Below are 25,244 nucleotides of genomic sequence, written 5' to 3'. Positions count from 1 at the left end.
CTGCTGCATGGGGTGAGCGGGCGGGCGAAGCGCTTGCGCGCCGACGCGCGAACGGCGGTCGCGGCCTCGGCACGGTGTGTACGGTGCATGTCCGCACAGCATAGAGCAGGCTCACCGGCGCGGACAACGCGGGTTCACCATAGGCGCGGCGTGCCGCTCGCCCAAAATGGAAAAAGGCGCCGCAGCGCCTCTTTCCATTCGATCCGGGGTGTCGACCCCCGGCAATTCCCGGCAATTCCCGGTTCAGATCGCGTGGTTTAGATTCAGTCGATTCGATCCCGCCTTGAGCTCACTCAAGCCTTGGCGCGCCTGCCCTCGACGTCCGGCAGGAACACCGTCAGGATGCCGATCAGCGGCAGGAACGAGCAGACCTTATACACATAGCCGATGCTGGTCGCATCGGCCAGCTGGCCGAGCACCGCCGCGCCGATCCCGCCGAGGCCGAACGCGAAGCCGAAGAAGAGGCCCGCGATCATGCCCACCTTGCCGGGAATCAGCTCCTGGGCATACACCAGGATCGCCGAGAACGCCGACGCCAGCACCACGCCGATGACCACGGTCAGCATGCTGGTCCAGAACAGGTTGGCGTACGGCAGCAGCATGGTGAACGGCGCGACACCGAGGATCGACACCCAGATCACATATTTGCGGCCGATCCGGTCGCCGATCGGACCGCCGATGATCGTGCCCGCTGCGACGGCCGCGAGGAAAATGAACAGGTGGACCTGCGCGGCCTGCACCGGCAGATGGAACTTGTCGATCAGATAGAAGGTGAAATAGCTGTTGATGCTGGCGAGGTAGAAGTATTTCGAGAACACCAGCAGCACGAGCACTCCCATCGCGAGCCGCACCTGGTTGCGCGACAGCGACGCATGACCGGCGTGCGCGGCGCGCGCCTTTTTGGTCGCCGGATGGCGCTTGTACCAGCGGCCGATCTGGGTGAGCACGACGATCGCCACCAGCGCCGCTGAGGACACCCACGCAATGCTGCGCTGGCCGTGCGGGATGATGATCAGGGCGGCGAGCAGCGGCCCGAGCGAGGAGCCGGCGTTGCCGCCGACCTGGAACAGCGACTGCGCGAGACCATGCTGGCCGCCCGAGGCCATCCGCGCGACCCGCGACGACTCCGGGTGGAACACCGACGAACCGCAGCCGACCAGCGCTGCCGCCACCAGCAGAATGCCGAAGTTCGGCGCGACTGACATCAGCAGCAGGCCGGCGAGCGTAAAGCCCATGCCGATTGGCAGGGAATACGGCTTCGGATGCTTGTCGGTATAGCTGCCGATCAGCGGTTGCAGCAGTGAGGCGGTGATCTGATAGGTCAGCGTGATCAGGCCGATCTGCCCGAACGACAGCGAAAAGTTGGCCTTCAGCATCGGATAGATCGCGAGGACCAGCGACTGGATCATGTCGTTGATCAGGTGCGAAAAGCTGATGGCGCCGAGCACGGAGTAGACCGTGTGTTGTGGCATGGCGGCCAGAGGCGGGGCGGCGGGGCTGCTTGAGACGCCGGCGAGGGCGTTTTTGTCGAGGCTCGTTTCCATGCGCTTGAGAGAAGGAGAGAAAAGTGAGCGAGGGCCGGATCCGCTGGCTGCGGCATATCGACACATGACCCGGCGCCATCTGGCATTTCACGAAGTGTAATGTGGCTCGCGTGAAATGTAAGGACAAGTTTTGTCGCGAATCGGACACGAGTGGACATGCCTGGGGCGCGCCTCGGATGTGTCTCGGATCTTGCGCGGACAGGGGGCGGGGCGAAAGTCGTGCCGGGACGCCGTGAATTTACGGCTAACTGCCACGATTTGGGCACCTGCGCAAGTGGCCGCAGTGGTACGCCGAGGCGAATTTTGGCCGTGTATAAGACGGTCGCGGGGCGCCGCCTACAAGGCGGATGCGCGATGGCGCAAGGAGCGCTGGGGGGCGGTTGCATTAAAGATTGCAGCCGCAGATGCCGTAGACCCGGTGAGATAAAGATGAATGCCGGAACCGACCTTTCCGGCAGGTCGATACGTGGGGACGAAATATGAAAGCAGTATCGCTGGGCAGCCAGACGGGCGTGGGGTTCGTGGCGGATGGTGAGCCGGCAGGCAATTCGCCGCATTCGAGCGCGCCGGTTGGGCGGCTCAAGGGCTTGTCGGTGAAGGCGACGTTGCGACTGGCTTTCGCTGTGCTGCTGATCGGCACGCTGCTGATCGGCGTGTTTTCGCTGGCGCAGATTAGCCGGCTCAACGGCTCGGCGCAGTCGATCTACGACCAGGGCCACGTGGCGAGCCGGGCGGCCGAGGAAGCGCGCGGTTACGTCTTGCGCGCGAGCCGCGCCCAGAAGATGCTGCTGACCGCGACGACAGGCAAGGAGCGCGACGACCTTGGTTCGGACATCGACAAGGGTCTTGCCGGCCTGTCCGCGCAGATGAACACGCTGCAACAGTACGTGGACGCCTCCGATAGCGATCAGGTTGCCCAGCAGAAGAAATTCGCCACAGCGGTGGCGACATGGAGCGGCCACCTGCGCGATTTCGTGACGCTCGTGAAGGCGCAGCCGCTGGACCTGTCGCAGATGAACTGGCAGGTCGGCACGCAGGACGTGTCCTTGCTGGTGGAGACCGAGAAGCTCGAGAAGATGGTGGATGCGCTGGTCGAACAGCGCAGCGTGGCTGCGAAGGCGACCATCGCGGCATCGGCGTTCATTTTTCACTCGTCGTTCGTGATGATCGCGGCGATGACGATTGGCCTGATCGTGCTGGCGTTTGCGATCAGCGAATGGGTGGTGCGGCGGCTCGCGCGGCAACTCGGTGGCGAACCGGTGTATGCGAAGGAGATTGCGAGCCGGATAGCGGCGGGCGACCTGTCGAACCGGATCGCGCTGGCGCGCAACGATCATTCGAGCATGCTGTCGGCGCTGCATGACATGCAGACCGGACTGTCGACGACGGTATCCGACATCGCCGCGAGTGCGGATGCGATTGCGACGGCGTCGGGGCAGATTTCGATGGGTAACCAGGACCTGTCGCAGCGCACCGAACAGCAGGCGATGGCGCTGGAGCGCACGGCGAGCAGCATGGAGCAACTGACCTCGACGGTGCGGCAGAACGCCGACAACGCGAAGCAGGCGAGCACGCTGGCGAACAATGCCTCGGCGATTGCCGAGAAGGGCGGCGACGTGGTGAGCCGCGTGGTCGCGACCATGAACGAGATCAACGATAGCGCGCGCAGCATTGGCGACATCATCGGCGTGATCGAAGGGATTGCCTTCCAGACCAACATTCTGGCCTTGAACGCTGCGGTGGAAGCCGCGCGGGCGGGTGAGGAAGGACGCGGTTTCTCGGTGGTCGCCGCGGAAGTGCGCAATCTCGCACAGCGCAGCGCAGCAGCGGCCAAGGAGATCAAGGGGCTGATCAGTACTTCAGTCGAACGCGTGAGCAATGGTTCGACATTGGCGCAGGACGCGGGTCAGACGATGGATGAAGTCGTCAAGGCGGTGAAGCGCGTGACCGACATCATGGGTGAGATTTCGGCGGCTTCCTCGGAACAGAGCGCGGGGATTGAGGAGATCAATCTGGCGGTGACGCAGATGGATTCCGGGACTCAGCAGAATGCCGCGCTGGTGGAGGAGGCCACGGCGGCTGCCCGATCGCTGGATGATCAGGCTCGCGGCCTGAAGGAGATGGTTGGGAAGTTCCGGTTATAAGTTTCAGGGGTAAATGGCGGACTGCCTTGGTGGTGACGTGAATACCCCGGACGGCAGGTAATTGAGACAGGCTTTTGTGGATTGCCCATACAATCCGCGGCCTGTCGATATTACCGAGAACCTCCATGCGAGTCGCCGTCATTAGCGCCTACTATAGAGAGCCACGCCACATTCTCCGAAGATGCCACGAAAGCGTTCGTGCGCAGTCTGGCGACGTGACTCACTTCATGGTTGCTGATGGATTCCCTGACGCTGAAGTCGATAGCTGGGAGGGCGTGGTCCACATCAAGATTCCGAATCACGCCGATTACGGCGATACGCCTCGCGGTGTGGGCGCCGCTTGCGCGGCCACTAGTGGATTCGATGCGATCTGCTTCCTTGATGCCGACAACTGGTATGAGCCGAATCACGTTGAAACGATGCGCTTGACTGTCGAGAAGACAGGTGTGCAGGTGGTCACGATGGCTCGAACGCTAGTGACCGCCGATGGGCGAGTGCTCGGCACGTGTTCCGAATCCGACGGTGTGCATTTCAATGATACCAACTGTTATTTTCTGACGCGGGCTGCTTTTCCCGCATGCGCGGCCTGGATGTTCAAGGACGCTTCGCGGAGTGCTGTCGGCGACAGAATATTCTGGGATGCCGTGAGGGCTGGGCGTTACACGCGTATTCACTTGAACGTCCCGACTGTCAATTATGTCACTACCATCGCGTATCACTACGAGGTGTTTGGGGAAATCCCACCCGATGATTCGAAGGTTATCGCGGAGGTGGCGGGGGGCTCGCATATCCAGGTGATCAGTTATGCGCGGTACAAGGCGATGATTGGGGGGTGATCGTTTTTTTGCCTGCGGCGCCTTGTGCTTGGTGGTTTGGCTTACGGTGTTGGCCTTTCCTTGTATTCTTATCGGTCTATTAGCTTCGCCCCTGTGCGGGGCGGCACCTACTTTCTTTGCCGCCGCAAAGAAAGTAGGCAAAGAAAGCGGGCTGACAACCGCTAGCTCGTAGCGAGCCATCTCTCTTTTGAGCCGGAAACGGCCCAAGACGAGACCTGCCCTCGCATTTCCACCGTTAGTGACACAGCGCTCATCCACCCCACTCCGCACTACGTGCGTCGCGGATGGGTTTGCAAGGGAAAACGGACGAGCCGCAATAGTTAGACCGCCTACTGAATTTGCAGAAGGCGCTATGCCCGACGGCGGGGCGCGCAGCGCAACGCTGGAACGGATGACACCCTTGTCACGAACGCCGGCGGTGCGAGAGCAGGTCTCGTCTTGGGCCGTTCCCTGTGGCAGACCGAGATGGCTCACTACCAACTTGCGGGGTGAGCCCGCTTTCTTTGCCTACTTTCTTTGCGGCGGCAAAGAAAGTAGGTGCCGCCCCGCACAGGAGCGAACCTAATAGACCGATAACAATGCAAGGAAAGGCCAACACCCCAAGAACAACCACCAAAATCAAGGCGCCGCAGGCAAACCAACCTCCCGCAGGGCAAAAAATCAACTCGGCTTAACAACAACAGTACAAGTAGTCCCAGCAGAAAGCACAAGCCCATCAGGCACATGATCAATCTGAATCCTCACAGGTACCCGCTGCGCCAACCTAACCCAGTTAAAAGTAGGATTAACATCAGCCAACAACTCGCGGCTCTGCGGATTATCACGATCATAAATCCCGCGTGAAATGCTCTCCACATGCCCCTGCAAAACCCCGCCGCTCATCAACCGCATCTCAGCCTTGTCGCCAACATTGACATGCGGCAACTTGGTCTCTTCAAAATACCCATAGACCCAGAAAGAATGACTATCCACAATGGCAAGCTTCGCCGAGCCAGCCGTCGCATAGTCCCCCTGGAAGACGGCAAGATTCGTTACATACCCATCCACCGGTGACACCACCCGCGTGCGCTCCAGATTCAGCTTCGCCGCATCCAGCGCGGCCAGGGTCTGCTCATAAGCAGCCTCCGCCGCCGACGCGGTATGCGTCGCGTTATCGCGGCTTTCCTTCGACACCACCTGGCTGTCCAGGTCCGCGCGGCGTTGTGCATCGTCGCGGCGCATCTGCAGTTCGGCCTTGCGCGCCGCGACCGCTGCCTCAGCCTGCTCGACCGCGATCTGGTAGTGCGACGGGTCAATCTGCATCAGCAGGTCGCCTTTCTTCACCAACTGGTTGTCGTGCACCGGCAGTGCCACCACCGCGCCCGAGACGTCCGGCGCAATGTTGACGACGTCGGCGCGTACCCGGCCGTCGCGCGTCCAGGGTTCGTCCATGTAGTGAACCCACAGGGCGCGGCCTATCAGGATCGCGACAACGAAGACGACGGCTGTCGCCACAAAACCCAGAATATTTCGGATGGTCATGATTCGACTCTGATCAACGATAAACGGCGAGACCGAGCACGCCGCACACACACACGAGCAAGCTGGCCCGGAACAGGTTCGGATGCCAAACCACGCGATAAAGCCCCGTATAGGCAATCACGCGATCCAGCAACCAGGTAAGCGCGGCCCCTGCGATGAACAGCAGCACAATGGCCGGTACGTAGGCGTCAAGGACAGCAACTTCACGTGGCATGGCGAACTCCTTCTTGCCCCTCGCTCCGCTTCGCCACCAGCGTTTCCAGTGGCGATTGCGGATCGAGCAGCGCAGTACGAATGAAATGCAGATGACTCAAGATGCGTTCCAACTGGTGTCGCTCCTCGCGCGCAGGCGTGAACGTCGCCAGTACTTGCCGGACAGCGGCCGTGGCGTCGCTTGTCGCCGCGAGCGCGGCGTCCATGCGCTGCGCGCCAGGCCGGTCGAACAGCGCGGCAACCGCGTTGCGCATCCTGCGTTCGGCAACGCGCCAAGGCATCGTCTCGGCGTAGCGGGCGTCCGGCGTCAGCGCTGCGATCTCGCGCCGCAAGTCGATCATCGCGTTACCCACTTCGAGCACCGCGAAGAGCCACCGCAAGCTGTCGCGCTTGACCTCGGGCTCCTTCTCGGCGAGCGCGTTGATCTGGAACATCAGATCGCGTGCGCCGCTTTCGAAACGCGAGCGCAGGCGTGTCAGACGCGAGTTGCAAGCCAGCACGACATGGCGGCGCAGGTCGATCAGCAGGCGGTTGCGCATCCAGGGCAGCGATGGCGGCAACAGCAGCGCGAACGCGGCCGAACAGGCCAGCATCGACAGAAACAGCGCCAACGCGTCATTGATGAAGGCGGTCGGGTCGTAATGAATCACGTTGTCCGGGCCCGCAAGGAAACAAAAGAAGATGCAGTAACCCACCCCGTAGCCGGCCAGCTTCGGGCGCGTCGTCATGAACACGCCGAGCAGCAGAAACGGCGCGAGCGCAACGCAAAGCAGAGGAAAACCGTCGACGTGCGGATACAGGCCGAACACCACAATCATCCCCATCAGCGACGACAGGATCGTGCCGGCCGCCATCTGGAACGCCATGCGCGTGGGGTTCGGCGAGGTGGACGCCAGTGCGCAGGTCGCCGCGCCGACTGGCAACAGCGTGACGCCGCTCGGCCATGCGGTCGCGATCCAGAACGCGCCCAAGAGTGCGATCACGATCGCCGCGCGGGCGCCGGCGACGCCGACGGCCAAGGCGTTGGTCTTCGGCTCGTAGCGGTCGATCCAACGCTCGCGCTCGTGCGTATCGACCCCCAGCGATGCATACGTGGCCGCATACGCATGCAGATCGTCGACGAAGCGGTAAAGCAGTTCGGCGGCGGTATCGAAATCGAGCAGCGGCGCCTCGGGCCGCGTCTCCAGCGCTTCGCGCGTTGCGCGCATCCGTTTGGGCAACTCGGCTTTATAGGTGTCTAGCTGCTTGGCCGCGTGCACGGCATCGGCGGCGGTGAGAACCGGTTCGCCCGATTTGCCGAGTAGCGGCGCGATTTCCTTGAAATACGGTTCGAGCGCTTCGATGGCGACGGCTGCGCCGGCGTCGTGCAGCCGGTTCATCAACTGATGCAAGGCGTGAAAGCGCGTCGATGCGGTCATGAACTCGCTGTTCATCCGCGAGAGACGACCGCTCCTCATGCGCGAGTAGGGTGTTTCGAACACGGCGACACTGCGGATCGCTTCGAAGCCGACGATGTCGGCAACAAAGCGCGCGTTGGTGGCTTCGATCTGCGCGCGCTCGACCTGTCCCGACAACGACGCCGACACATATTCGACGAATGCGCTAAAGCGCGCGCGCACCGTGGTGCGCATCTGTTCGCCGCTGAAGCGCGGAAACACCAGCCCGCTGACCACGCCCGAACAGACAATGCCGACCACGATTTCCGCCACGCGGGTCAACGCGGACATGAACGCGTCGTCCGGATGCTGTGCCGCGGGAAAGCCGATCAAGGCCGCGGTGTAGCCGGCCAGCACGAAGCCATACGTGCGGAAATTGCGGTTGCGCGCGGCGCCTGCGGTACAGATGCCGACCCAGATCGCCGTCGACGCGATGAAGAGTTCCGGCTGCTGGGCAAACAGCCCGATCAGCGCCAGCATGACGACGAGTCCGACCAGCGTGCCGCAGATCCGGTAGAAGCTCTTTGCGAACACCATGCCGCTTTGCGGCTGCATCACGATGAATACGGTGGTCATCGCGGTACGCGGCTGCGGCAGGTCGAGCTTCATCGCTACGTACAGCGAAAGGAACGCGGCAGCCAGCGCCTTGAACAGGTAGATCCATGTAAGCCCGTCGGTGCGGGCCCAGTCGGCGGCAGCGGTGTAGAAGGCCGCAAACGTGAGCGGCTGGCGCGCGGAGGAAGGGGAGGCGGACATGATCGGCTCTGCGCTTATTGAACTGCGGCGGGATGAGCGGAGGCGTGGCCGCTCACCGCCGCGCTTCCGGATGCCGGTGCGGCAAGCGCCGCTGCCTTGCCCTTACCGTGCGCCGGCAGCGTTTCATCGGGCTTCGGGCCATCGGCCGGATCGGCGAGGCCGCCACCCAGCGCGGTCATCAGTGAAGCATGGGCGCCCAGGCGCTCGGCCTGCACGCGTGCCACGCCTTCCTGAGCATGCAGCAACTGGTTCTGCGCCACCAGCACGTTCAGGTAGTCCGTCAGGCCGCGCCGGTAGCCTTCCTTCGACAGGTCATAGTTCTTCTGTGCAGCAGCGACCGAGCGCTGCGCATCGTTGGCCTGCGTCTGCAGAGAACGAATCCGTACCACCTGGTCGGCCACGTCCTTGAGCGCGCTGACGATAGTCTGGTTGTACTGTTCGACCGCCGCGTCGTAGCCCGCGTCGGCGGCGCCCAGCTGCGAGCGCAGCCGGCCGCCGTCGAAAATCGGCAGCGATAAGGCCGGGCCGGCCGTCCAGCCGCCGTTCGCCGAGCGCAGGAACTGGAACAACGGCCCCGCCGCCGCATAGCCGCCGATCGATGCCAGCAGGTTGATGTCAGGATAGAAGTTGGCCTTGGCGACGTCGATGCCGCGCGCCTGCGCTGCCACCGTCCAGCGCGCCGCGACGATGTCGGGTCGATGGCCGAGCAGCTCGGCAGGCAAGGCCGACGGCAGGCCGGCCGGTGCGTCCAGCGACAGCGTCGGACGGGTGATCGAATCGCCCGCGCCCGGACCCTTGCCGGCCAGCGCCGCAAGCTGGTTGCGGCCCAGCGCGATCTGTTCTTCGAGCGCGTCGATCTGGCGTTCGTATTCGGGCACCGGCGTTTCGGCCTGGCTCACTTCGAGCTGGGTGCCGAGCCCCCCTTTCAGGCGGCGCGTGGCCAGATCGACGATCTGCTGTTGTTGTTGCAGCGTCGCCTTGGCGATATCGAGCAGTGCGTAGTTCATCGACATGCCGATATACGCCCGCACCACATTCGCCTCGAGCTCGAGCTGGGCGGCGCGCTCGTCGGCGGCGCTGGCGTGGGCGGTGTCGAGCGCGGCTTCCGCGGCGTTCTTGTCCTTGCCCCACACGTCGAGGTGGTAGGACAGGCCGATCGTGCCGGTGTTGTCCCAGGTCGTCGCGTTGGAGAGGGGGCCAGGACCGTAGTAAATATTGTCCGCCCAGTGTTGACGCTCGACCGACAGATTGCCGTTGACCTGCGGCGCCAGCGCTGCGTGGGCCACGCCCGCCATCGATTGCGCCTGGCGTACCCGTGCCTGCGCAATGGCGAGGGTCGGATTGCCGGCCTGCGCGGCGTCGATCCACGCGTCGAGCTGCGGATCGTTATAGGCGCGCCACCAGTCGGCAGCGGGCCATTGCGCGTCGAGATCGGCGGCACGAATCGCTGCTCCGGCATCGAGCGAGGACGGCGCGACTCCCCGTGCTTGCGGTGCGATGCCTCCGGTACTGGCACAGCCGGCGATTGTTAGTGAGATCGTAAAAACGGCGATAAAGGCGATCCCTTTTTGTACCGGAGACTGCACGATTTACCCCTTAATTGACTAAAGAACCTTGTGCGTTATTATATTTTTTGCTTTATTCCTGAATAACCCGTAAAGATGCAAGGCATTTTTACTGAAATTGAGACAATCGCTATTACGAAGCGTGTAACAATCGCCCTGTCTCAGTAAGGATATGTATGGATACGCTTCAAAACATGCGCGTATTTGTCCGCGTCGTCGAAGCGGGCAGCTTCACAGGTGCCGCGCAGCACCTGAATACGACCACGGCGTACGCGTCGCGCGCGGTTTCCGATCTCGAGGCGCATCTGCGCACACGCTTGCTCAATCGCACCACGCGCCGTATCGCGCTCACCGAAGCTGGCGAGCGCTATTTGCAGCGTTGCGAGCAGATTCTGGCGTATGTCGATCAGGCGGAAGCCGAAGCGAGCGACGCCCATGCGCGGCCGTCCGGCAAGCTGAAAGTCCATGCCATGACGAGTTTCGGCCAGCACTATGTGGTGCCGGCGGTGGGGCGCTATCAACAGCGCTATCCGGAAGTGCATATTGAATTGACGCTGGCGCAGCGCGTGCCGGACCTGCTCGACGAGGGTTATGACGTCGCCCTCGTGCTGGCCCAGGATCTGCCGGACTCGGGGCTGGTGTCCCAGCGTCTGGGCAGCGCGTTCAGCATTGCCTGCGCGTCGCCTGCTTACCTCGAACGCAACGGCGTGCCGCAGACGCCTTCTGATCTCTCCCGCCACACCTGCCTGCAGATGGTCACGCCGGTGTTTCCGACCAGCGAATGGATCTTCGACGGCCCGAACGGCCAGGAAAATCTCATGCTCGGGGCGGCGACCTTCCAGGTGAACGTCGCCGAAGCACTGGCGGTGGCGGTGCGTGAGGGCATGGGCATTGGCCTCCTGCCGATCTACTCGGCGATGAGCGGCCTGCGCAGCGGTCAGTTGGTGTGGGTGATGCCGGAGTACACGTCGCAGGAAATGAATTTGTACGCGCTGTACCCCTCGCGCCAGTATCTCGACGCGAAGATTCGCACCTGGGTCGAATTCCTGCGCGACGAACTGCCGGTGACGCTTGCTGCCGATCAGGCCGAACTGCGCAAGTTTGCGCGAACCTGAGCGCCTGCGGCGCGGCGCCAGCCGGTTGGCGCCCGCTCCGTGGCATCGACGGGCAGCGCCGTAAGGGCATCACGGACTGTTACAGATCTGCGGCGTCGCAACATTTCCTTACTTCTGCGGTCCATTTGATTTGATAACGTTGGGTCAACGCGCTGGCCGACCGCTGGGTTGCCGTCAGAAACTGGATTTAACTGGAATAAAGAGGGACTCATGGATACGCATCTGCTCATCGGCGTGGCCGTCATGCTGGGACTGATTGGAATTGCCGCGTCGCGTGACCTGCTGCGCAACTTGCGCGCACAGCCGCAACTGGTGCCAATTCGCGTTGAGCGCCGCGACGCCGCCGGTTATACGCGCCGCCGTTGAGCGGGACGCCTGAGCGTCGCTCCTAAGCGTTCTTCCGGGCGCTGAGTCTGGCACGCTTTTAAGCGGTCGGCCGCCTGGGCGAGCAGCCCGCATGGCCCGCTGCGGGATTGCGATCACCTGCATTTCGCCCCCCTAGATTTCGACCACCTTATCCCACGCAAACTGCGGATTCTCCGGCTGGCCCGTGCGGCGGTCGAGATAACCGCGTGGGTTGCACACTACCCGCGTGCCCTCGACCGTGTAATCGAACGCCGTATGCGTATGGCCGTGAATCCATAGCACGACGGGCGAGCGTACCAGGGTCGGCAAATGGTTGATGAAACCGGCCGAAACGCGGTCGTCCGCATAGCGCTCGGCGAGACTGAGCCGGTGTGGGGCGTGATGCGTGACCACGATGGTTTTCCCCGCAAACGGTTTGGCCAGCTCGCGCTCAAGCCATGCACGCGCCTGCACATGCAGGGCGAGCGAGTCGGCCGGGGTGAAATCGCGTGCGCCCAATGTGTTCGCCGAAGCGATGTTTGCGTGCGAACTTTCATGCGGCCACTCAGGTGGCCAACTATGTGGCCAACTAAGCTGGATCAGGCCGCGGAAGTCGAGCATGGCGCGCCGGGCGGCGTCGATGGATACCGTGAGCGTTTCCGCGTCGGCGCCGTACAGCGCGAAGTCGGTCCACAAGGTGGTGCCGAGTACACGCCACTCACCCGCGGGGTCGACCAGCACCTCGTTGTTCAGCACATGCACGTTGTCGACCGATGCCGCCGCGTCGTGCATCGCCGCTTCCAGCGCACCGAATTCCCCGTCGTAGTATTCGTGATTGCCCGGGACGTAGACGACCGGCACGGCGCCGTCGAAGGTCTGCGCGGCCCAGCGCGGTCCCGCTGCGTGATTGTGGATGTCGCCGGCAAGCACGATCAGGTCCGCCGAGGCATGCGGAATCACCTCGGGCTCGTTGCACTCCAGATGCAGATCGGACAGCACACGAATCTTCACGACAGCCACTCCTCTCAAGCAAGCATCGGGCTGCGCCGGCTTTGCCTTCTGCTCCTAGCGTAGCACCTTGCCGGGGTTCATCAGGTTGAGCGGGTCAAGCGCGTGTTTCAACGCACGCATCAACTGCACTTCGACGTCCTGCTTGTAGTGCATCGCCTCGTCGATCTTCAACTGGCCGAGTCCGTGTTCCGCGCTGATGCTGCCGCGATGCCGGTGCACGCTGTCATACACGATCTGGTTGATCGGGCTCTGGTATTCGGCAAGAAACGCTTTGGCGTCGATGCCTTCGGGAGCCTGCACGTTGTAGTGCAGATTGCCGTCGCCGAGGTGGCCGAACGTCACCATCCGCACGCCCGGTACCGCTTGCGCGATGGCGGCGTCGGTTTCCTCGATGAAATGCCCAATGCGCGAGATCGGCACGGCGATATCGTGCTTGATGTTAAGACCCTCCTCGGCCTGCGCGAGCGGAATGTGTTCGCGCAGATTCCAGAACGCCTGCGATTGTGCGAGGTTTTCTGCTACCACCGCATCCTCCACCAGACCTTCTTCGAGCGCGGTTTCCATCAACCGCTCGAAGAGGGCGCGCGCGTGTTCCTCGCTTTCGCTGTCCGAGAGTTCGAGCAGTACAACCTGTGCATGCGTCTCTCCGAACGGATAGCGCATCTGCGGAAAATGCCGTCCGACGAGTCGCAGGCAGAAATCCGACATCAGCTCGAAGCCGGTCAGGAGTGGCCCGGCGAGGCGCTGCGTGAGGGCCAGAAAATCGAGCGCGGCGTGCGGCGAGGCGAGTGCGGCGAGCGCCGTGACGCGCGCGGCAGGTTGCGGATGGAGCTTCAGCACGGCGGCGGTGATGATGCCGAGCGTGCCTTCCGCGCCGATAAACAGGTCGCGCAGATCGTAGCCGGTGTTGTCCTTGCGCAGTCCGCGCAGACCGTCCCACAGCTCGCCTTGCGCGGTGACCACTTCGAGGCCGAGGCACAGTTCACGGGTATTGCCATAGCGCAGCACGCCCGTGCCGCCGGCATTGGTGGCGAGATTGCCGCCGATCGTGCAACTGCCCTCTGCGGCCAGACTCAGCGGGAACAGACGGCCGGCTTCTTCCGCGCGGGTCTGCACGTCGGCGAGGATGACGCCGGCTTCGACGGTGATCGTGTTGTTGTGCGGGTCGATGTCGCGCACGCGGTTCAGGCGGCGCAGGCTCAGCACGGCTTGCGCGCCGCTCGCATCCGGCGTGGCGCCGCCTGCGAGACCGGTGTTGCCGCCCTGCGGCACCAGCGCGACTCGGTGTTCGACCGCCAGCTTCACCAGCGCGGCGACTTCGGCGGGTGTCGATGGGCACAGCACCGCGCACGCTGCACCGGCGTAGCGACGGCGCCAATCGGTGAGGTAAGGGGCAGTGTCGTGCGAGTCGGTCAGGACGTGGGCCGGGCCGATGGCGTCGCGGCAGCCAGCAATGAAGGCGGCGCTCGATGCCATGCCGGGGGCCGAGCCGGATGCGTTGCCTGATGCGGGCTTGTTTGCCCCGTTATTTGCCTGCTCGTTTACCGGGTCGTTTGCCCGCCTGGTTGCCGGTTGGGAAGCGTGTTCGGTCATGATGGTCGGTCAGAAGAGTGGGGCGAGCAGGTGACGCCGCTGCGTTAGTGCTTGATCGATGGGGTACGCACTCGGGCCGGCGTCGTTGCTCATCGTTTCAGCCGGTCCGCCTGGCTGCGCGTGCCGCGCGTTTGAACGGAGCGACGTAGGCGAGCGCGCAGACGAAGAATACTAGCGCAAGCAGGGTTTCGAGCCAGCCGAGCCGGGCGGACAAGCCACGATCGCTCATGCCGCGCACGATACCCTCGGCAAAGTACAGCAGGATCAGCATCGACGCCCATTGCAGCGTATAGATGCGTTGGCGCAGCACGCCCGGCAGGGCGAGCAGCAGCGGCACGGCTTTGAGAACGAGAGCGGTGCCGCCTGGCCGCAGCGGCGCAAGCCACCATTCCCAGGCCACTGAGAGGACGATCAGCGCCAGCAGTGCTGCGGCTGCGCCAAGCGACGCGCTGCGGTGCTGGGCAACGGGGGGCGCCTCGGTGGTGGCCGTAGATGTTGCTATGGCTGTGGCGACGCTGCTGCCTGCGGCCGTGTCCGAAGCGTCAGTTGCAGCACGGGCTGCTGCGCCAAAGGCGGCGTCCGTCGCCGTCCCATGCGCCTCGCTCGATGAAGCCGGATCCCGCGTGGTGTTCACGGGCGTTCGCTCATGACGGCCGCAGTGCGCGCGATGCGTGTGCCGAGCGCGACGGCGAGGGTCTTCTCATCGGCGGAAATGCCGTGTTCCGCGCTGTCGGCCCGTGCGAAATGCGATGCGCCGTAAGGCGTGCCGCCGGTCAGCGTAGTAGTCAGGGTGCTTTCCGTGTAGGGAATGCCGACGATCAGCATGCCGTGATGCAGGAGCGGCAGCATCATCGACAGCAGCGTGGATTCCTGGCCGCCGTGCAGGCTGCCGGTGGACGTGAACACACAGGCCGGCTTGCCTGCCAGCGCGCCGGACAGCCACTGCGGCGTGGTGCCGTCGAGAAAGTATTTGAGCGCGGCGGCCATGTTGCCGAAGCGGGTCGGCGAGCCGAGCGCGAGGCCCGCACATTCTTCCAGATCGCGCAGTTCGACGTAGGGCGGCCCTTCGCTCGGAATGTCGGGCTGGGTCGCCTCGCAGACGGTCGAGACCGGGGGCACGGTGCGCACGCGCGCCTGCATGCCGGGGACGCTGTCGACGCCGTGTGCGATCGCCAGCGCGAGTTCGCGCGTGGCGCCGTAACGGCTGTAATAAAGCACGAGAATGTCTTTCATAGGCCTGATCGAGTGAACAGGTATTATAGGGGTTGGGTCCACGGCACAGGCCGCTCGCCGGCAATCCGGCGCCTGGTGTGGATGGTTCACGAAGGCGAAGGAGGTGTGGTTTGTTGTCCAGGGTGCGTTTCGACCTCGATTCGCTCAAACGCCTCGCGCAGTTCGCCGCGAAGCGCAGCGGCGAAGATCGCATTCCGCAGGTGGCCGGCAGTCTGACGTTCACCACCATGCTCTCGCTCGTGCCGCTCGCGACGGTGGCGTTCGCGTTGTTCACCGCGTTCCCGATCTTCGGTTCGTTTCAGATGTCGCTGCAGGGCTTCCTTGCCGACCATCTGATGCCCGCGCAGATCAACGACCAGATTTTCAAGTACCTGAATCAGTTCGCGGCCAAGGCCAAAGGGCTGACGACGATGGGCATGATCATCCTGTTCGTCACCTCGGTGATGACGATGATGACGGTCGAATCCGCCTTCAACGTGATCTGGCGCGTGCGCAAGCCGCGGCCCTTCGCGCAGCGCGTGCTGGTCTATTGGGCGATCATTACGCTGGGGCCGATTCTGATCGGTGTCAGCCTGTCGATTTCTTCGTACCTGTTCACGCGTTCGATGGAGTTTAGCGCCGCGCAGCACATGACGCCGGTGATCGATTGGGCGCTGACGGGCGCGGCGCTGCCGCTTACCGCGCTCGCCTTCACGATGCTCTATGTGTACCTGCCGAACTGCCGCGTGGAGTGGCGCGACGCGGTGGTGGGCGGATTGGGCGCTGCGATTGCGTTCGAACTGGCCAAGCGCGGCTTCGGTTATTACATCCGGCGCATTCCGACTTACACGGCGGTGTATGGCGCGTTCGCGGCGGTGCCGATGTTCCTGCTATGGATGTATCTGAGCTGGTTCATCACGCTGGCAGGGGCGATGGTGGCCTCGGCGTTGCCGGCGATCCGGATTGGCCAGTTTCACCGGCCACGCTTTGCGGGCAGTGATCTGTTCGATGCGCTCGAAATGCTGGCGCGGCTCTCCGAAGCGCGCGAAGCGGGCAAGCCCGGTTACACACTGCAGGACCTGGCGCGCATGCTGCGCCGGGACATGGATACGACCACCTACCTGCTGGAAAACCTCGAGGAGATCGAGTGGATTGCGCGCTTGCATCAGGACGGTTCGCGCCCGCGCTTTGTGCTCCTGGCCAATCCTGCGCAGGTGACGGTGGAGCGGCTTTTCGACCTGTTCGTGATCGACCGCGCGGAACTCGAATATCAGCTCAATCTGGAGTCGACCCGGGTGGACGGCGCGACGCTGCTGGCGGCGCTTGGCAACGACAAGCTGAGCGTTTCGCTCGCCACCTTGCTGGCGGTGCGAGCCTCCGCGCGTGCCGCTCGGGCGGCGGAAGCGGAAGGGCGCACCGCGGCGTTGCCGCATCAGACGGCGTAAGTTGCGGCGTAGCGACGCGGTGGCTGCGAGACGCGCTTCACACTCCGGCCAGGCCTTCCGCAAATTGCCGGATGCCCTCGCGCTAGAGGGAAATCTTCCCGGTGCAAATATCCTTGAACATCACCCAGTCGCCCATCAGGCTATAAACCGGGTGCCGGAAGGTCGCTGGGCGGTTCTTCTCGAAGAAGAAATGCCCGATCCATGCACACCCATAGCCGCTGACGAGCGCGGCAGGCAGCCATAGCCAGTCGCCGGTGGCGAGCGCCATGGCCAGACAGCCGATCACGCCCAGCGAGCCGACAAAGTGCAACCGCCGCGAAACCAGATTGCGATGCTCTTCCAGGTAGAACGGATAAAACTCCGCGAAACTCGCGAAGTGTTCGGTGTGAGCGGATTGAGACATCATGGCCTCCGTTTCGCTGCTCTTTTATGGGTCTAGCCCCGGGCCGACCCAGAACGTAACCCCAGTGCCTAAGCTCGGGGCTAAGGCCCCAGACCCATCCCCCCGCCGGGCCGGTTTGCGCGCCGCGGCGGGCCCAGCTTCCAGCACACGCATGCACATGCGCTTGAAACCGGGCGGGCTGAACCATTGTGCTGCTATCGGCGCATGCGTGCAACCTGGCTGTTCGGCCGATGGTGCGTTAGGCCCTACGACGCTATCGTTGAACCTACTGAACCGATGCGGCGGAGGCTGTCGACCGGGCGGCAACGTCCGTCGCGAAGCTGAACAGCGCGTCGAGCGTGGTATCCGGTTGTTCGCTCATCAGCGCATGGCCCGCGTCGAGCGTCACCGTGTCCACGGCTGTGCCGGCTTGCGCAAATGTCTGAGCGAGCGTCTTCGCGGCGCGCGGCGGCGTCATGGCGTCGCGCTGTCCGACGATGAGCCGTACCGGGCAGCGTACCTGGGCTGCGCGGGCGAGGCCGTCGGCGTACGCGTTGCATGCGGTGAAGTCGGTATGGAACAGGCCTGCTTCGCCTTTGGCCGAAACCCGTTCCATCAGCCGCTGGTTCATGCCATGCAGCCAGAAGCCCGGGCCCGGGCAGGAGGGTTTGGCCGCGAGCGTCGAATGCGACCACTGGTTGACCATCTCGATGGCTTCCGGCTCGCGGTTGAGCGCGGCGTCGAGCAACGCGTCCGAGACGGCCATCGGCACGGCGGTGGCTACCAGAGCCAGACCGCTCGCCCGCTGCGGATAGCGCGCGGCGAAGTCGAGTGCGACGAGCGAGCCCATGCTGTGGCCGATCACGCAGGCTCGCTCCACGCCCGCGGCGTCCAGCAGCGCGGCCAGCCAGTCGGCCATGGCGGCGATTTCGGTAAGCGCCGGGCCGGCGCTGCGGTGGTGGCCCGGCAGGTCGACCGCCAGCACGCTGAAGCCGTGATGCGCGAAGTAGCGGGTCTGCAGCGCCCACACGCTATGGTCATGCTCGGCGCCATGGATGAATACGGCAGTCGGCAGGCTCGCGTCGAACGGTTTGCCGCCGGTGTAAGCGTAGGCCGCCTTATGCTGGACCTCGAAGATCATGCGGATTCCTTGGGTGCGCTGCCGTCGCTGGGGTTGCTGGAGCTGTCCTTGGGTTTGGCGGCGCTACCGCCGGCCGGTTTTTGCGCGGCCTTGAGCGCGCGCTTGAGGTCGTCGATCAGATCGTCCGGGTCCTCGAGGCCGATCGACAGGCGGATCGTGCCTTCCGCAATGCCCGCTGCGGCGAGCGCGGCGGCGTCCATGCGGAAGTGCGTGGTCGATGCGGGATGAATCGCCAGCGAACGGGCATCGCCGACGTTGGCCAGATGCGAGAACAGCGACAGCGCCTCGATGAAGCGCCGCCCGGCGGCGCGGTCGCCGCGCAGGTTGAAGCTGAACACGGCGCCGGCGCCGCGCGGCAGCAGGCGCTTCGCGAGGGCGTGATCCGGGTGCGAGTCCAGCTCCGGATAGGCGACGGATTCAACCGCGGCGTGGGCGGCGAGGAATTCGACCACTTTACGGGTGTTCGAGACGTGCCGGTCCATGCGCAGCGGGAGGGTTTCGATGCCTTGCAACAGTTGCCAGGCGGCTTGCGGATGCAGGCACGCGCCGAAGTCGCGCAGGCCTTCGCGGCGGGCACGCAGCAGGAACGGCGCGACGGTGCTTTCCTCGGCGAACACCATGCCGTGGAAACCCTCATACGGCTCGGTAAACTCGGGGAAAAGACCGGACGCCTCGAAGTCGAAGGTGCCTGCGTCGACCAGCACGCCGCCGATGGTAGTGCCATGGCCGCCGAGAAACTTGGTGGCGGAGTGATACACGAAGTCCGCGCCGTGCTCGAAGGGCTTGAGCAGGTACGGCGTGGTAAAGGTCGAGTCGACCAGCAGCGGCACGCGGTGGCCATGCGCGATCTCGGCGACGGCGGCGAGATCCAGCACGTCGAGCCCCGGATTGCCGAGCGTTTCGCCGAACAGCAGGCGGGTGTTCGGGCGCAGCGCGGCGCGCCAGCCGTCCAGATCGCCGGGTTTGACGAAGGTGGTCTCGATACCGAAGCGCCGCAGCGTGTAGTTCAGCAGGTTGTGCGAGCCGCCGTACAACGCGCCTGAGGCGACGATATGGGAGCCGGCGCCCATCAGCGTGGCAATCGCCAGATGCAGCGCGGCCTGGCCGCTGGCCGTGCCGATCGCGCCGGCGCCATTCTCCAGCGCGGCGACGCGTTCTTCGAAAACGGCCACGGTCGGGTTCGAGATGCGCGAATAGACGTGGCCGGCGCGTTCCATATTGAACAGCGCGGCGGCGTGGTCGGTGTCGCGAAACGAGAACGATGTGGTCTGGTAGATCGGCGTGGCGCGCGCGCCGGTCGTGGGGTCGGGGGCTGCGCCTGCATGCAGCGCAAGCGTGTCGAAACGGTTGGCGGACATCCTGGGCGGCGGAGCCACGGGCGGCTCCGCGAAGGGTGAAAGTGGGGGCATCGTATCACCGGGCCGGACGGCTTCAACTCCGATTTTCCCCATGCGCCTTGCTGGCAGGCCCTTACCGCTCTTGAAGCCTTGGTGGGTGGGCCGCTTTCCTTTTACAGGTCTTTCCGCTAGGATCGAAAGTCAGTCATGTATTAACGGCTTCACCGGATTCAGAGTTCTGAGGAGACAATCATGCGAGTCAGCGACATTCTCAAGGTCAAGGGCAACACCCTTTTCACCGTCACGCCGGATACGCCGCTCATCGACGCAGTCAATGCGATGGCAGAGCACGATATCGGCTCGCTGGTTGTCATGGAATACGGCGATCTGGTCGGCATGCTTACGTTCCGTGAAATCATCCTGACGCTCAGCAAGCATCACGGCAGCGTCGGCACGGCGACCATCCGCAAGGTCATGGACGACCATCCGCTCACCTGCACGCCGGAAACGGACGTGAACGAGGTGCGCCGCATGATGCTCGAACATCACGTGCGCTACCTGCCGGTCATGGAAAGCCGTACGCTGATGGGCGTGATCTCGTTCTACGACGTCGCGAAGGCGGTGGTCGAAGAGCAGGGCTTCGAAAACCGCATGCTCAAGGCATATATCCGCGACTGGCCGGAAGAGCAGGAGCCGGAACAGGCTCGCTAGTTTTCCAGCAGAAGCGGCCGCGGCGTCGCCGCCCCTGCGGGCGGAATCGGCACGAACGGCCATCGGATTGCCACAAGCCTGAGGTAATCATCTAGGGGCGTGCGCGCAAGCGTGCGCCTTTTTTACGTCAGGTCCCTTCTCCCACTCTCCAGTCTTCATGAGCGACCGTCCCATACCCGCCGCCCGCCGCGCCGCCCACCGTGACGATGCGCACGAGTCCCAGTTCCGCTTGTTGGGCGAACGGCGTTTTGCGCCGTTTTTCTGGACCCAGTTCCTGGGTGCGATGAATGACAACGTGTTCAAGATCGGCTTCACCTCGCTCGTCACGTATCAGACCGCGCGCTTTTCCGGCGTCGATGCGAAGACCGCGGCGTTTCTGATCTCGGCGATCTTCATCCTGCCGTTCGTACTGCTGTCCGCCACCTCCGGGCAGATTGCCGACAAGTACGATAAGGCGATGCTGACGCGCTTTGTGAAGACCTTCGAAATCGGCGTCATGCTGATTGGCGGGACCGGCTTCTGGCTGCATAGTGCGCCGCTGCTGTATCTCTGCACGTTTTTGATGGGGGTGCATTCCACCCTGTTCGGCCCGGTCAAGTATTCGTACCTGCCACAGCATCTGCAGAAGAACGAACTGGTGGGCGGCAACGGCATGGTCGAAATGGGCACTTTCGTCGCCATTCTCGTTGGCACCATCATCGGCGGCGAGGCGGCCGGATTCGTCGAGCATGGCGCTGTGGTGCTGGCGTTTGCCTGCGTTGGGATCGCGCTGCTGGGGCGCGCGGTGTCCGTATTTGTGCCGGCCACACCGGCGCCGCAGCCGGATCTGCAGATCAACTGGAACCCGGTTACCGAAACGTGGCGCAATCTGAAGATCGCCCGCGAGAACCGCACGGTTTTTCTCAGCTTGCTGGGCATTTCGTGGTTGTGGTTTGTCGGCGCGACCTTCCTGTCGTCATTTTTCCGTTTCGCCAAGGATGTGCTGTCGGCCAACCCCGATGTCGTGACCGTGCTGCTCGGCACCTTCTCGATTGGCATCGGCCTTGGTTCGCTGATGTGCGAGCGGCTCTCCAAGCGGCGCATCGAAATCGGCCTTGTGCCGCTCGGCTCGATCGGCATGAGCGTATTCGGCATCGATCTGTTCTTCGCGAGTCACGCGATGCCGCCGGTGGGGCACTTGCTGAGCGTCGGCGAATTTATGCTGATGCCGGCCAACTGGCGCGTCCTTGCCGATCTGTTCCTGCTTGCGATGTTCGGCGGCTTCTATAGCGTGCCGCTCTACGCGCTGATCCAGAGCCGCAGCCAGCCGAGCCATCGCGCGCGCATCATCGCGGCGAACAATATTCTCAACTCGTTCTTCATGATCGTGTCGTCGCTGATGGCGATGGCGCTGACCTCGGCGGGCGTGAGCATTCCGGGTATTTTCCTCGTGACGGCGCTGCTCAACATCGTGGTGGCCACCTATATCTACTCGCTGGTGCCGGAGTTTCTGCTGCGCTTTGTGGCATGGGTGCTGGTGCACACGTTCTACCGGATCCGCCTCGTGCATGCCGAACGCATTCCGGAGGAGGGCGCGGCGGTCCTGGTGTGCAACCATGTGAGCTATGTCGATGCGATCGTCATCATGGCCGAGAGCCCGCGTCCGATCCGCTTCGTGATGGATCACCACATCTTCAAGACGCCGCTGGCCGGCTGGGTGTTCCGCCACGCCAAGGCGATTCCGATCGCGCCGTCCCACGAAGACCCGGAAATGCTCCAGCGGGCCTATGAAACCTGCGCTCAGGCGCTCGCCGGGGGCGATCTGGTGTGCATTTTTCCGGAGGGCAAGCTGACCAAGACGGGCGAGCTCAATCCGTTCCGGCACGGCGTGACCGAGATCATCCGCCGCACGCCGGCGCCGGTGGTGCCGATGGCGCTGCGGGGGCTGTGGGGCAGCGTGTTTTCGCGCGCTGCCGACGCACGCTGGCCGCGGCCGGTGCAAAAAGGCGTGATGAGCCGGCTGACGCTGGCAGTCGGCGAGCCGCTGGATCCCGCGCAGGTGACGCCTGAAGGGCTGCAGCAGATCGTGACCGAGTTGCGCGGGGCGCGCAAATAGGCAAGGCAAATGCGCGCGGCAACGAGGCGCGGCAACCAGGGTGGCAACTAAGGTGGCAACCAGGCGAGCCGCGGCCGCGCTTAACGGGCATGGGGGTCCGAACAGACTCCCCTGCAAGATCTGTTAGGCCCAACGCCCATGCGGTGCGGCCCTCGTTGCGGGGCAGGCTGGCATAATAGCGGCTTCCCTGCATCTCTTTGGACGACGCCCATGTCCGGCAATACGCTTGGTACGCTTTTCACTGTCACGACCTTTGGCGAATCGCACGGCCCCGCTATCGGCTGCGTGATCGACGGTTGCCCGCCGGGTATGACGCTGGTTGAAGACGACATCCAGTTCGAACTGGACCGCCGCAAGCCGGGCACCTCGCGCCATGTCACGCAGCGTCAGGAAGAGGACAAGGTCGAGATTCTGTCGGGTGTGTTCGAAGGCGTCACCACCGGCGCGCCGATTGCGCTACTGATCCGCAATACGGACCAGCGCAGCAAGGATTACGGCAACATCGCGGAAACGTTCCGCCCGGGCCACGCCGATTACACCTACTGGCAGAAATACGGTATCCGCGACTATCGTGGCGGTGGCCGTTCGTCGGCGCGTCTGACCGCGCCGACCGTCGCGGCGGGCGCCGTGGCCAAGAAATGGCTGCGCGAGCATTTCGGCACGGAGATTCGCGGTTATATGGCGGCGCTCGGCGAGATCGACGTACCGTTCATTGACTGGTCGCACGTGCGCGAAAATCCGTTCTTTGCACCGAACGCAGATGTGGTGCCGCAGCTCGAAACCTATATGGACGCGCTGCGCAAGGACGGCGATTCGATCGGCGCACGCATCAACGTGGTCGCCTCGGGCGTGCCGGTTGGGCTCGGCGAGCCGTTGTTCGACCGGCTCGACGCCGACATCGCCCATGCCATGATGGGCATTAACGCGGTGAAGGGCGTCGAGATCGGCGCGGGCTTCGCCAGCGTCGCGCAGCGCGGCTCGGTGCACGGCGACGAGCTGACCCCGGAAGGTTTCGTCGGCAATCACGCGGGTGGTGTGCTCGGCGGGATTTCGACGGGGCAGGAGATTACCGTGTCGATCGCCATCAAGCCGACCTCGAGCATTCGTACACCGCGCCGCTCCATCGACAAGGATGGTCAACCGGCCATCGTCGAGACTTTCGGGCGTCACGATCCTTGCGTCGGTATCCGCGCCACGCCGATTGCCGAGTCTATGCTGGCGCTGGTGCTGATCGATCATGCGCTGCGCCATCGCGCGCAGTGCGGCGATGTGGTGGTCGGCACGCCGAAGATCGCGGCAAGCGCGCCCTAAGTCGCGTCTTGCGCGTCTTGCCGTCCCGGCCGGAATTGCCTCGATGATCGACCCGAATACCCCCGCAGCCGGCGACGCGCTGGCGCAGTTGCGCGCGCGGGTCGCCGCGCCGCAGGCGAGCGCCACAGACTGGCTCGCGTTCGGCCAGGCGTTGCTGCAGGCGGCGGGGCGTAACCGCGACCAGCAGCGCGAGGCGCTCGCCGCACTGGTGCAGGCCTATCAGCTCGATCCCGCCTGCGAGCCCACGCTGCTCCATACCATTGCTCAAACCGGATTTGTCGTACGCGACTGGCCTCTGGTCGACTCGGCCGCGGCGCTGCTGCTGGCGAGCAATGCCGAAGATGCCAACGCGCTCGTCTGGCGCGCAGCCGCTGTCCAGCAACGTGACGATTTCGACGAAGCGGAGCGCCTGTTACGCGAGGCTGTGCGGGTGGTGCCGGGCAATCCGGTCGCGCTTCACAAGCTCGCGTTGTGCATCAAGGAACAGGCGCGCTTTGCCGAAGCCGAGGCACTCTTGCGGCGGGTGCTGGAACTGTCGCCGAACAACGCGCATGCGAGCTTCGACCTCTCGGAGCTGGAAATCCGTTCGGGCCGCTATGCCGACGGTTGGGCGAACTACGAATCGCGCATCGTATTTGGCGACGATCTGAACGATGCACACCGGGCGCTCGCCGAGATCAGCAGTTACTGGCAGGGTGAGTCGCTCGCCGGCAAGACCTTGATCGTCTATGGCGAACAGGGCAACGGCGATTGCCTGTGGGCGGTGCGCTTTTTGCCCTTGCTCGCCGAGCGGGCACGGCGCGAAGGCGGGCGGGTGATCTTCGGTCACGATGGGCCACTGCGGCATTTATTCGAACGAATGCTGCCCGCCGATGTAGTACTCGAAACCAGCCTCATCACCCGGCCGGACTTTCACTGCGGGCTGATGAGCATACCTCTGCGCCTCGGCGTTTTCGATTCCACGGGCTGGGGCCGCGCCTATCTGAGCGCCGATCCGGCCCGCGCCGCAATGTGGCGCGAGCGCGTCGCGCAAACAGTGGCGCGTGGCGGGCCCAAAGTCGGCCTGGTGTGGAACGGCAACCCGCAACACATTCGCGACGCGCGGCGTTCGGTGCCGGTCGACCAACTCGAACCGTTGCTGACGGTGCCGGGTATCACGTATTTCGCACTCTCGCCGGGGCGTTTCGCGACGGTCGAGCAATGGCGTGCGCATGGCATCGAGATTGTCGATCCCACGCCGCATTTCGAAGCGGGCTTCGACGATGTGGCGGCGCTACTCGCCAACCTGGACCTCGTGGTGACCATCGATAGCGGTCCCGCCCACCTGGCCGGCGCGCTGGGCGTGCCGACCTGTCTGATGATCGATCACGTGTCGGCGTGGTTCTGGGGCGAGCAGACGCACCGCACGCCGTGGTACGACTCGGTCGAGCTGTTCCGCCAGCCGGCGATCGGCGCCTGGGCGCCGGTGCTGGCGAGCGTGCGCGCGAGACTGGAAGCGCTGGCCGAACGTTGAGCGAGACTCGCAGGCAAT

The 25,244-nt window shown here is 64.0% G+C and carries 21 protein-coding genes; 9 read left to right on the top strand and 12 right to left on the bottom strand.

Features of this window, described 5'->3' with window-relative positions; all coding sequences use genetic code 11:
• Positions 1-293: 293 nt before the first annotated feature.
• Positions 294-1,544 carry an MFS transporter gene (locus tag BLQ92_RS10695; RefSeq protein ID WP_090684182.1) on the bottom strand — a complete coding sequence of 417 codons (1,251 nt, stop codon included), beginning with the start codon at positions 1,542-1,544 and terminating at the stop codon, positions 294-296.
• Positions 1,545-2,023: 479 nt separating this feature from the next.
• On the opposite strand from BLQ92_RS10695, the gene BLQ92_RS10690 reads away from it, so the two are divergent.
• Together BLQ92_RS10690 and BLQ92_RS10685 are read left to right on the top strand one after the other, a co-directional pair.
• Positions 2,024-3,688 (top strand): methyl-accepting chemotaxis protein, encoded by a 1,665-nt coding sequence (locus BLQ92_RS10690; RefSeq protein WP_090684180.1) that lies wholly within the window; start codon positions 2,024-2,026, stop codon positions 3,686-3,688.
• Positions 3,689-3,813: 125 nt separating this feature from the next.
• The gene (locus tag BLQ92_RS10685) at positions 3,814-4,524 is read left to right on the top strand and encodes a glycosyltransferase family A protein (RefSeq protein ID WP_090684178.1); all 711 of its coding nucleotides are present in this window, start codon (positions 3,814-3,816) and stop codon (positions 4,522-4,524) included.
• A 660-nt stretch (positions 4,525-5,184) separates the two neighbouring features.
• On the opposite strand, the gene BLQ92_RS10675 is transcribed toward BLQ92_RS10685, so the two are convergent.
• Genes BLQ92_RS10675 through BLQ92_RS10660 form a run of 4 tightly spaced genes read right to left on the bottom strand, consistent with a single transcriptional unit; the run spans position 5,185 to position 10,036 of the window.
• On the bottom strand, positions 5,185-6,045 hold the full coding sequence (locus tag BLQ92_RS10675) for an efflux RND transporter periplasmic adaptor subunit (RefSeq protein WP_090684173.1): 861 nt from the start codon (positions 6,043-6,045) through the stop codon (positions 5,185-5,187).
• Between the two features lie 13 nt (positions 6,046-6,058).
• On the bottom strand, positions 6,059-6,259 hold the full coding sequence (locus tag BLQ92_RS10670) for a DUF1656 domain-containing protein (protein ID WP_090684170.1): 201 nt from the start codon (positions 6,257-6,259) through the stop codon (positions 6,059-6,061).
• Positions 6,249-8,450: an FUSC family protein gene (locus BLQ92_RS10665; RefSeq protein ID WP_090684168.1), complete on the bottom strand. Its 2,202-nt coding sequence runs from the start codon at positions 8,448-8,450 to the stop codon at positions 6,249-6,251. Before BLQ92_RS10665 ends, BLQ92_RS10670 begins: the two co-directional genes overlap by 11 nt.
• Before the next feature lie 14 nt (positions 8,451-8,464).
• Positions 8,465-10,036, bottom strand: coding sequence for an efflux transporter outer membrane subunit (locus BLQ92_RS10660; protein WP_090684166.1), 1,572 nt, complete (start codon positions 10,034-10,036; stop codon positions 8,465-8,467).
• Positions 10,037-10,191: 155 nt separating this feature from the next.
• On the opposite strand from BLQ92_RS10660, the gene BLQ92_RS10655 reads away from it, so the two are divergent.
• Positions 10,192-11,130 carry a LysR family transcriptional regulator gene (locus BLQ92_RS10655; RefSeq protein ID WP_090684164.1) on the top strand — a complete coding sequence of 313 codons (939 nt, stop codon included), beginning with the start codon at positions 10,192-10,194 and terminating at the stop codon, positions 11,128-11,130.
• Positions 11,131-11,340: 210 nt separating this feature from the next.
• Positions 11,341-11,496 (top strand): hypothetical protein, encoded by a 156-nt coding sequence (locus BLQ92_RS39915; protein WP_175773093.1) that lies wholly within the window; start codon positions 11,341-11,343, stop codon positions 11,494-11,496.
• Between the two features lie 132 nt (positions 11,497-11,628).
• Here the strand turns inward: BLQ92_RS39915 and BLQ92_RS10650 are convergent, their stop codons facing one another.
• The 4 genes from BLQ92_RS10650 to wrbA form a co-directional block, all read right to left on the bottom strand.
• A complete protein-coding gene (locus BLQ92_RS10650; protein ID WP_090684836.1) occupies positions 11,629-12,486 on the bottom strand; it encodes a metallophosphoesterase in 858 nt (285 codons plus the stop codon).
• Positions 12,487-12,540: 54 nt separating this feature from the next.
• Positions 12,541-13,962 (bottom strand): FAD-binding oxidoreductase, encoded by a 1,422-nt coding sequence (locus tag BLQ92_RS10645; protein ID WP_090684162.1) that lies wholly within the window; start codon positions 13,960-13,962, stop codon positions 12,541-12,543.
• 214 nt (positions 13,963-14,176) lie between these two features.
• Positions 14,177-14,581 (bottom strand): DUF2069 domain-containing protein, encoded by a 405-nt coding sequence (locus tag BLQ92_RS10640; RefSeq protein ID WP_090684835.1) that lies wholly within the window; start codon positions 14,579-14,581, stop codon positions 14,177-14,179.
• A gap of 128 nt (positions 14,582-14,709) precedes the next feature.
• A complete protein-coding gene (gene wrbA / locus BLQ92_RS10635) occupies positions 14,710-15,312 on the bottom strand; it encodes an NAD(P)H:quinone oxidoreductase (protein ID WP_090684160.1) in 603 nt (200 codons plus the stop codon).
• 110 nt (positions 15,313-15,422) lie between these two features.
• On the opposite strand from wrbA, the gene BLQ92_RS10630 reads away from it, so the two are divergent.
• A complete protein-coding gene (locus tag BLQ92_RS10630; protein WP_175773092.1) occupies positions 15,423-16,736 on the top strand; it encodes a YihY family inner membrane protein in 1,314 nt (437 codons plus the stop codon).
• An 82-nt stretch (positions 16,737-16,818) separates the two neighbouring features.
• On the opposite strand, the gene BLQ92_RS10625 is transcribed toward BLQ92_RS10630, so the two are convergent.
• The 3 genes from BLQ92_RS10625 to BLQ92_RS10615 form a co-directional block, all read right to left on the bottom strand.
• The gene (locus BLQ92_RS10625; protein ID WP_090684159.1) at positions 16,819-17,139 is read right to left on the bottom strand and encodes an Mpo1-like protein; all 321 of its coding nucleotides are present in this window, start codon (positions 17,137-17,139) and stop codon (positions 16,819-16,821) included.
• Positions 17,140-17,404: 265 nt separating this feature from the next.
• Positions 17,405-18,259 (bottom strand): alpha/beta fold hydrolase, encoded by an 855-nt coding sequence (locus BLQ92_RS10620; RefSeq protein WP_090684157.1) that lies wholly within the window; start codon positions 18,257-18,259, stop codon positions 17,405-17,407.
• Positions 18,256-19,617, bottom strand: a complete 1,362-nt coding sequence (locus tag BLQ92_RS10615; protein WP_090684155.1) for an O-acetylhomoserine aminocarboxypropyltransferase — start codon at positions 19,615-19,617, stop codon at positions 18,256-18,258. Before BLQ92_RS10615 ends, BLQ92_RS10620 begins: the two co-directional genes overlap by 4 nt.
• Positions 19,618-19,848: 231 nt before the next feature.
• Between BLQ92_RS10615 and BLQ92_RS10610 the strand changes: the two genes are divergently transcribed.
• From BLQ92_RS10610 to BLQ92_RS10595, 4 genes are all read left to right on the top strand, one after another.
• A complete protein-coding gene (locus tag BLQ92_RS10610; RefSeq protein WP_090684154.1) occupies positions 19,849-20,307 on the top strand; it encodes a CBS domain-containing protein in 459 nt (152 codons plus the stop codon).
• Between the two features lie 157 nt (positions 20,308-20,464).
• Entirely contained in the window at positions 20,465-22,402 is a 1,938-nt protein-coding gene (locus tag BLQ92_RS10605) for an MFS transporter (RefSeq protein ID WP_090684152.1), read from the top strand.
• A gap of 210 nt (positions 22,403-22,612) precedes the next feature.
• Positions 22,613-23,713, top strand: a complete 1,101-nt coding sequence (gene aroC, locus BLQ92_RS10600) for a chorismate synthase (RefSeq protein WP_090684150.1) — start codon at positions 22,613-22,615, stop codon at positions 23,711-23,713.
• A 43-nt stretch (positions 23,714-23,756) separates the two neighbouring features.
• Complete coding sequence (locus BLQ92_RS10595) at positions 23,757-25,226, top strand: tetratricopeptide repeat protein (RefSeq protein WP_090684147.1); 1,470 nt, start codon at positions 23,757-23,759, stop codon at positions 25,224-25,226.
• Positions 25,227-25,244: the final 18 nt, after the last annotated feature.

The organism is Paraburkholderia phenazinium, from assembly GCF_900100735.1.
In the GTDB taxonomy this organism is placed as follows: Bacteria; Pseudomonadota; Gammaproteobacteria; order Burkholderiales; family Burkholderiaceae; genus Paraburkholderia; species Paraburkholderia phenazinia.
The sequence above is the reverse complement of the archived record's forward strand: the minus strand, read 5'-3'. Positions and strand labels throughout refer to the sequence as shown.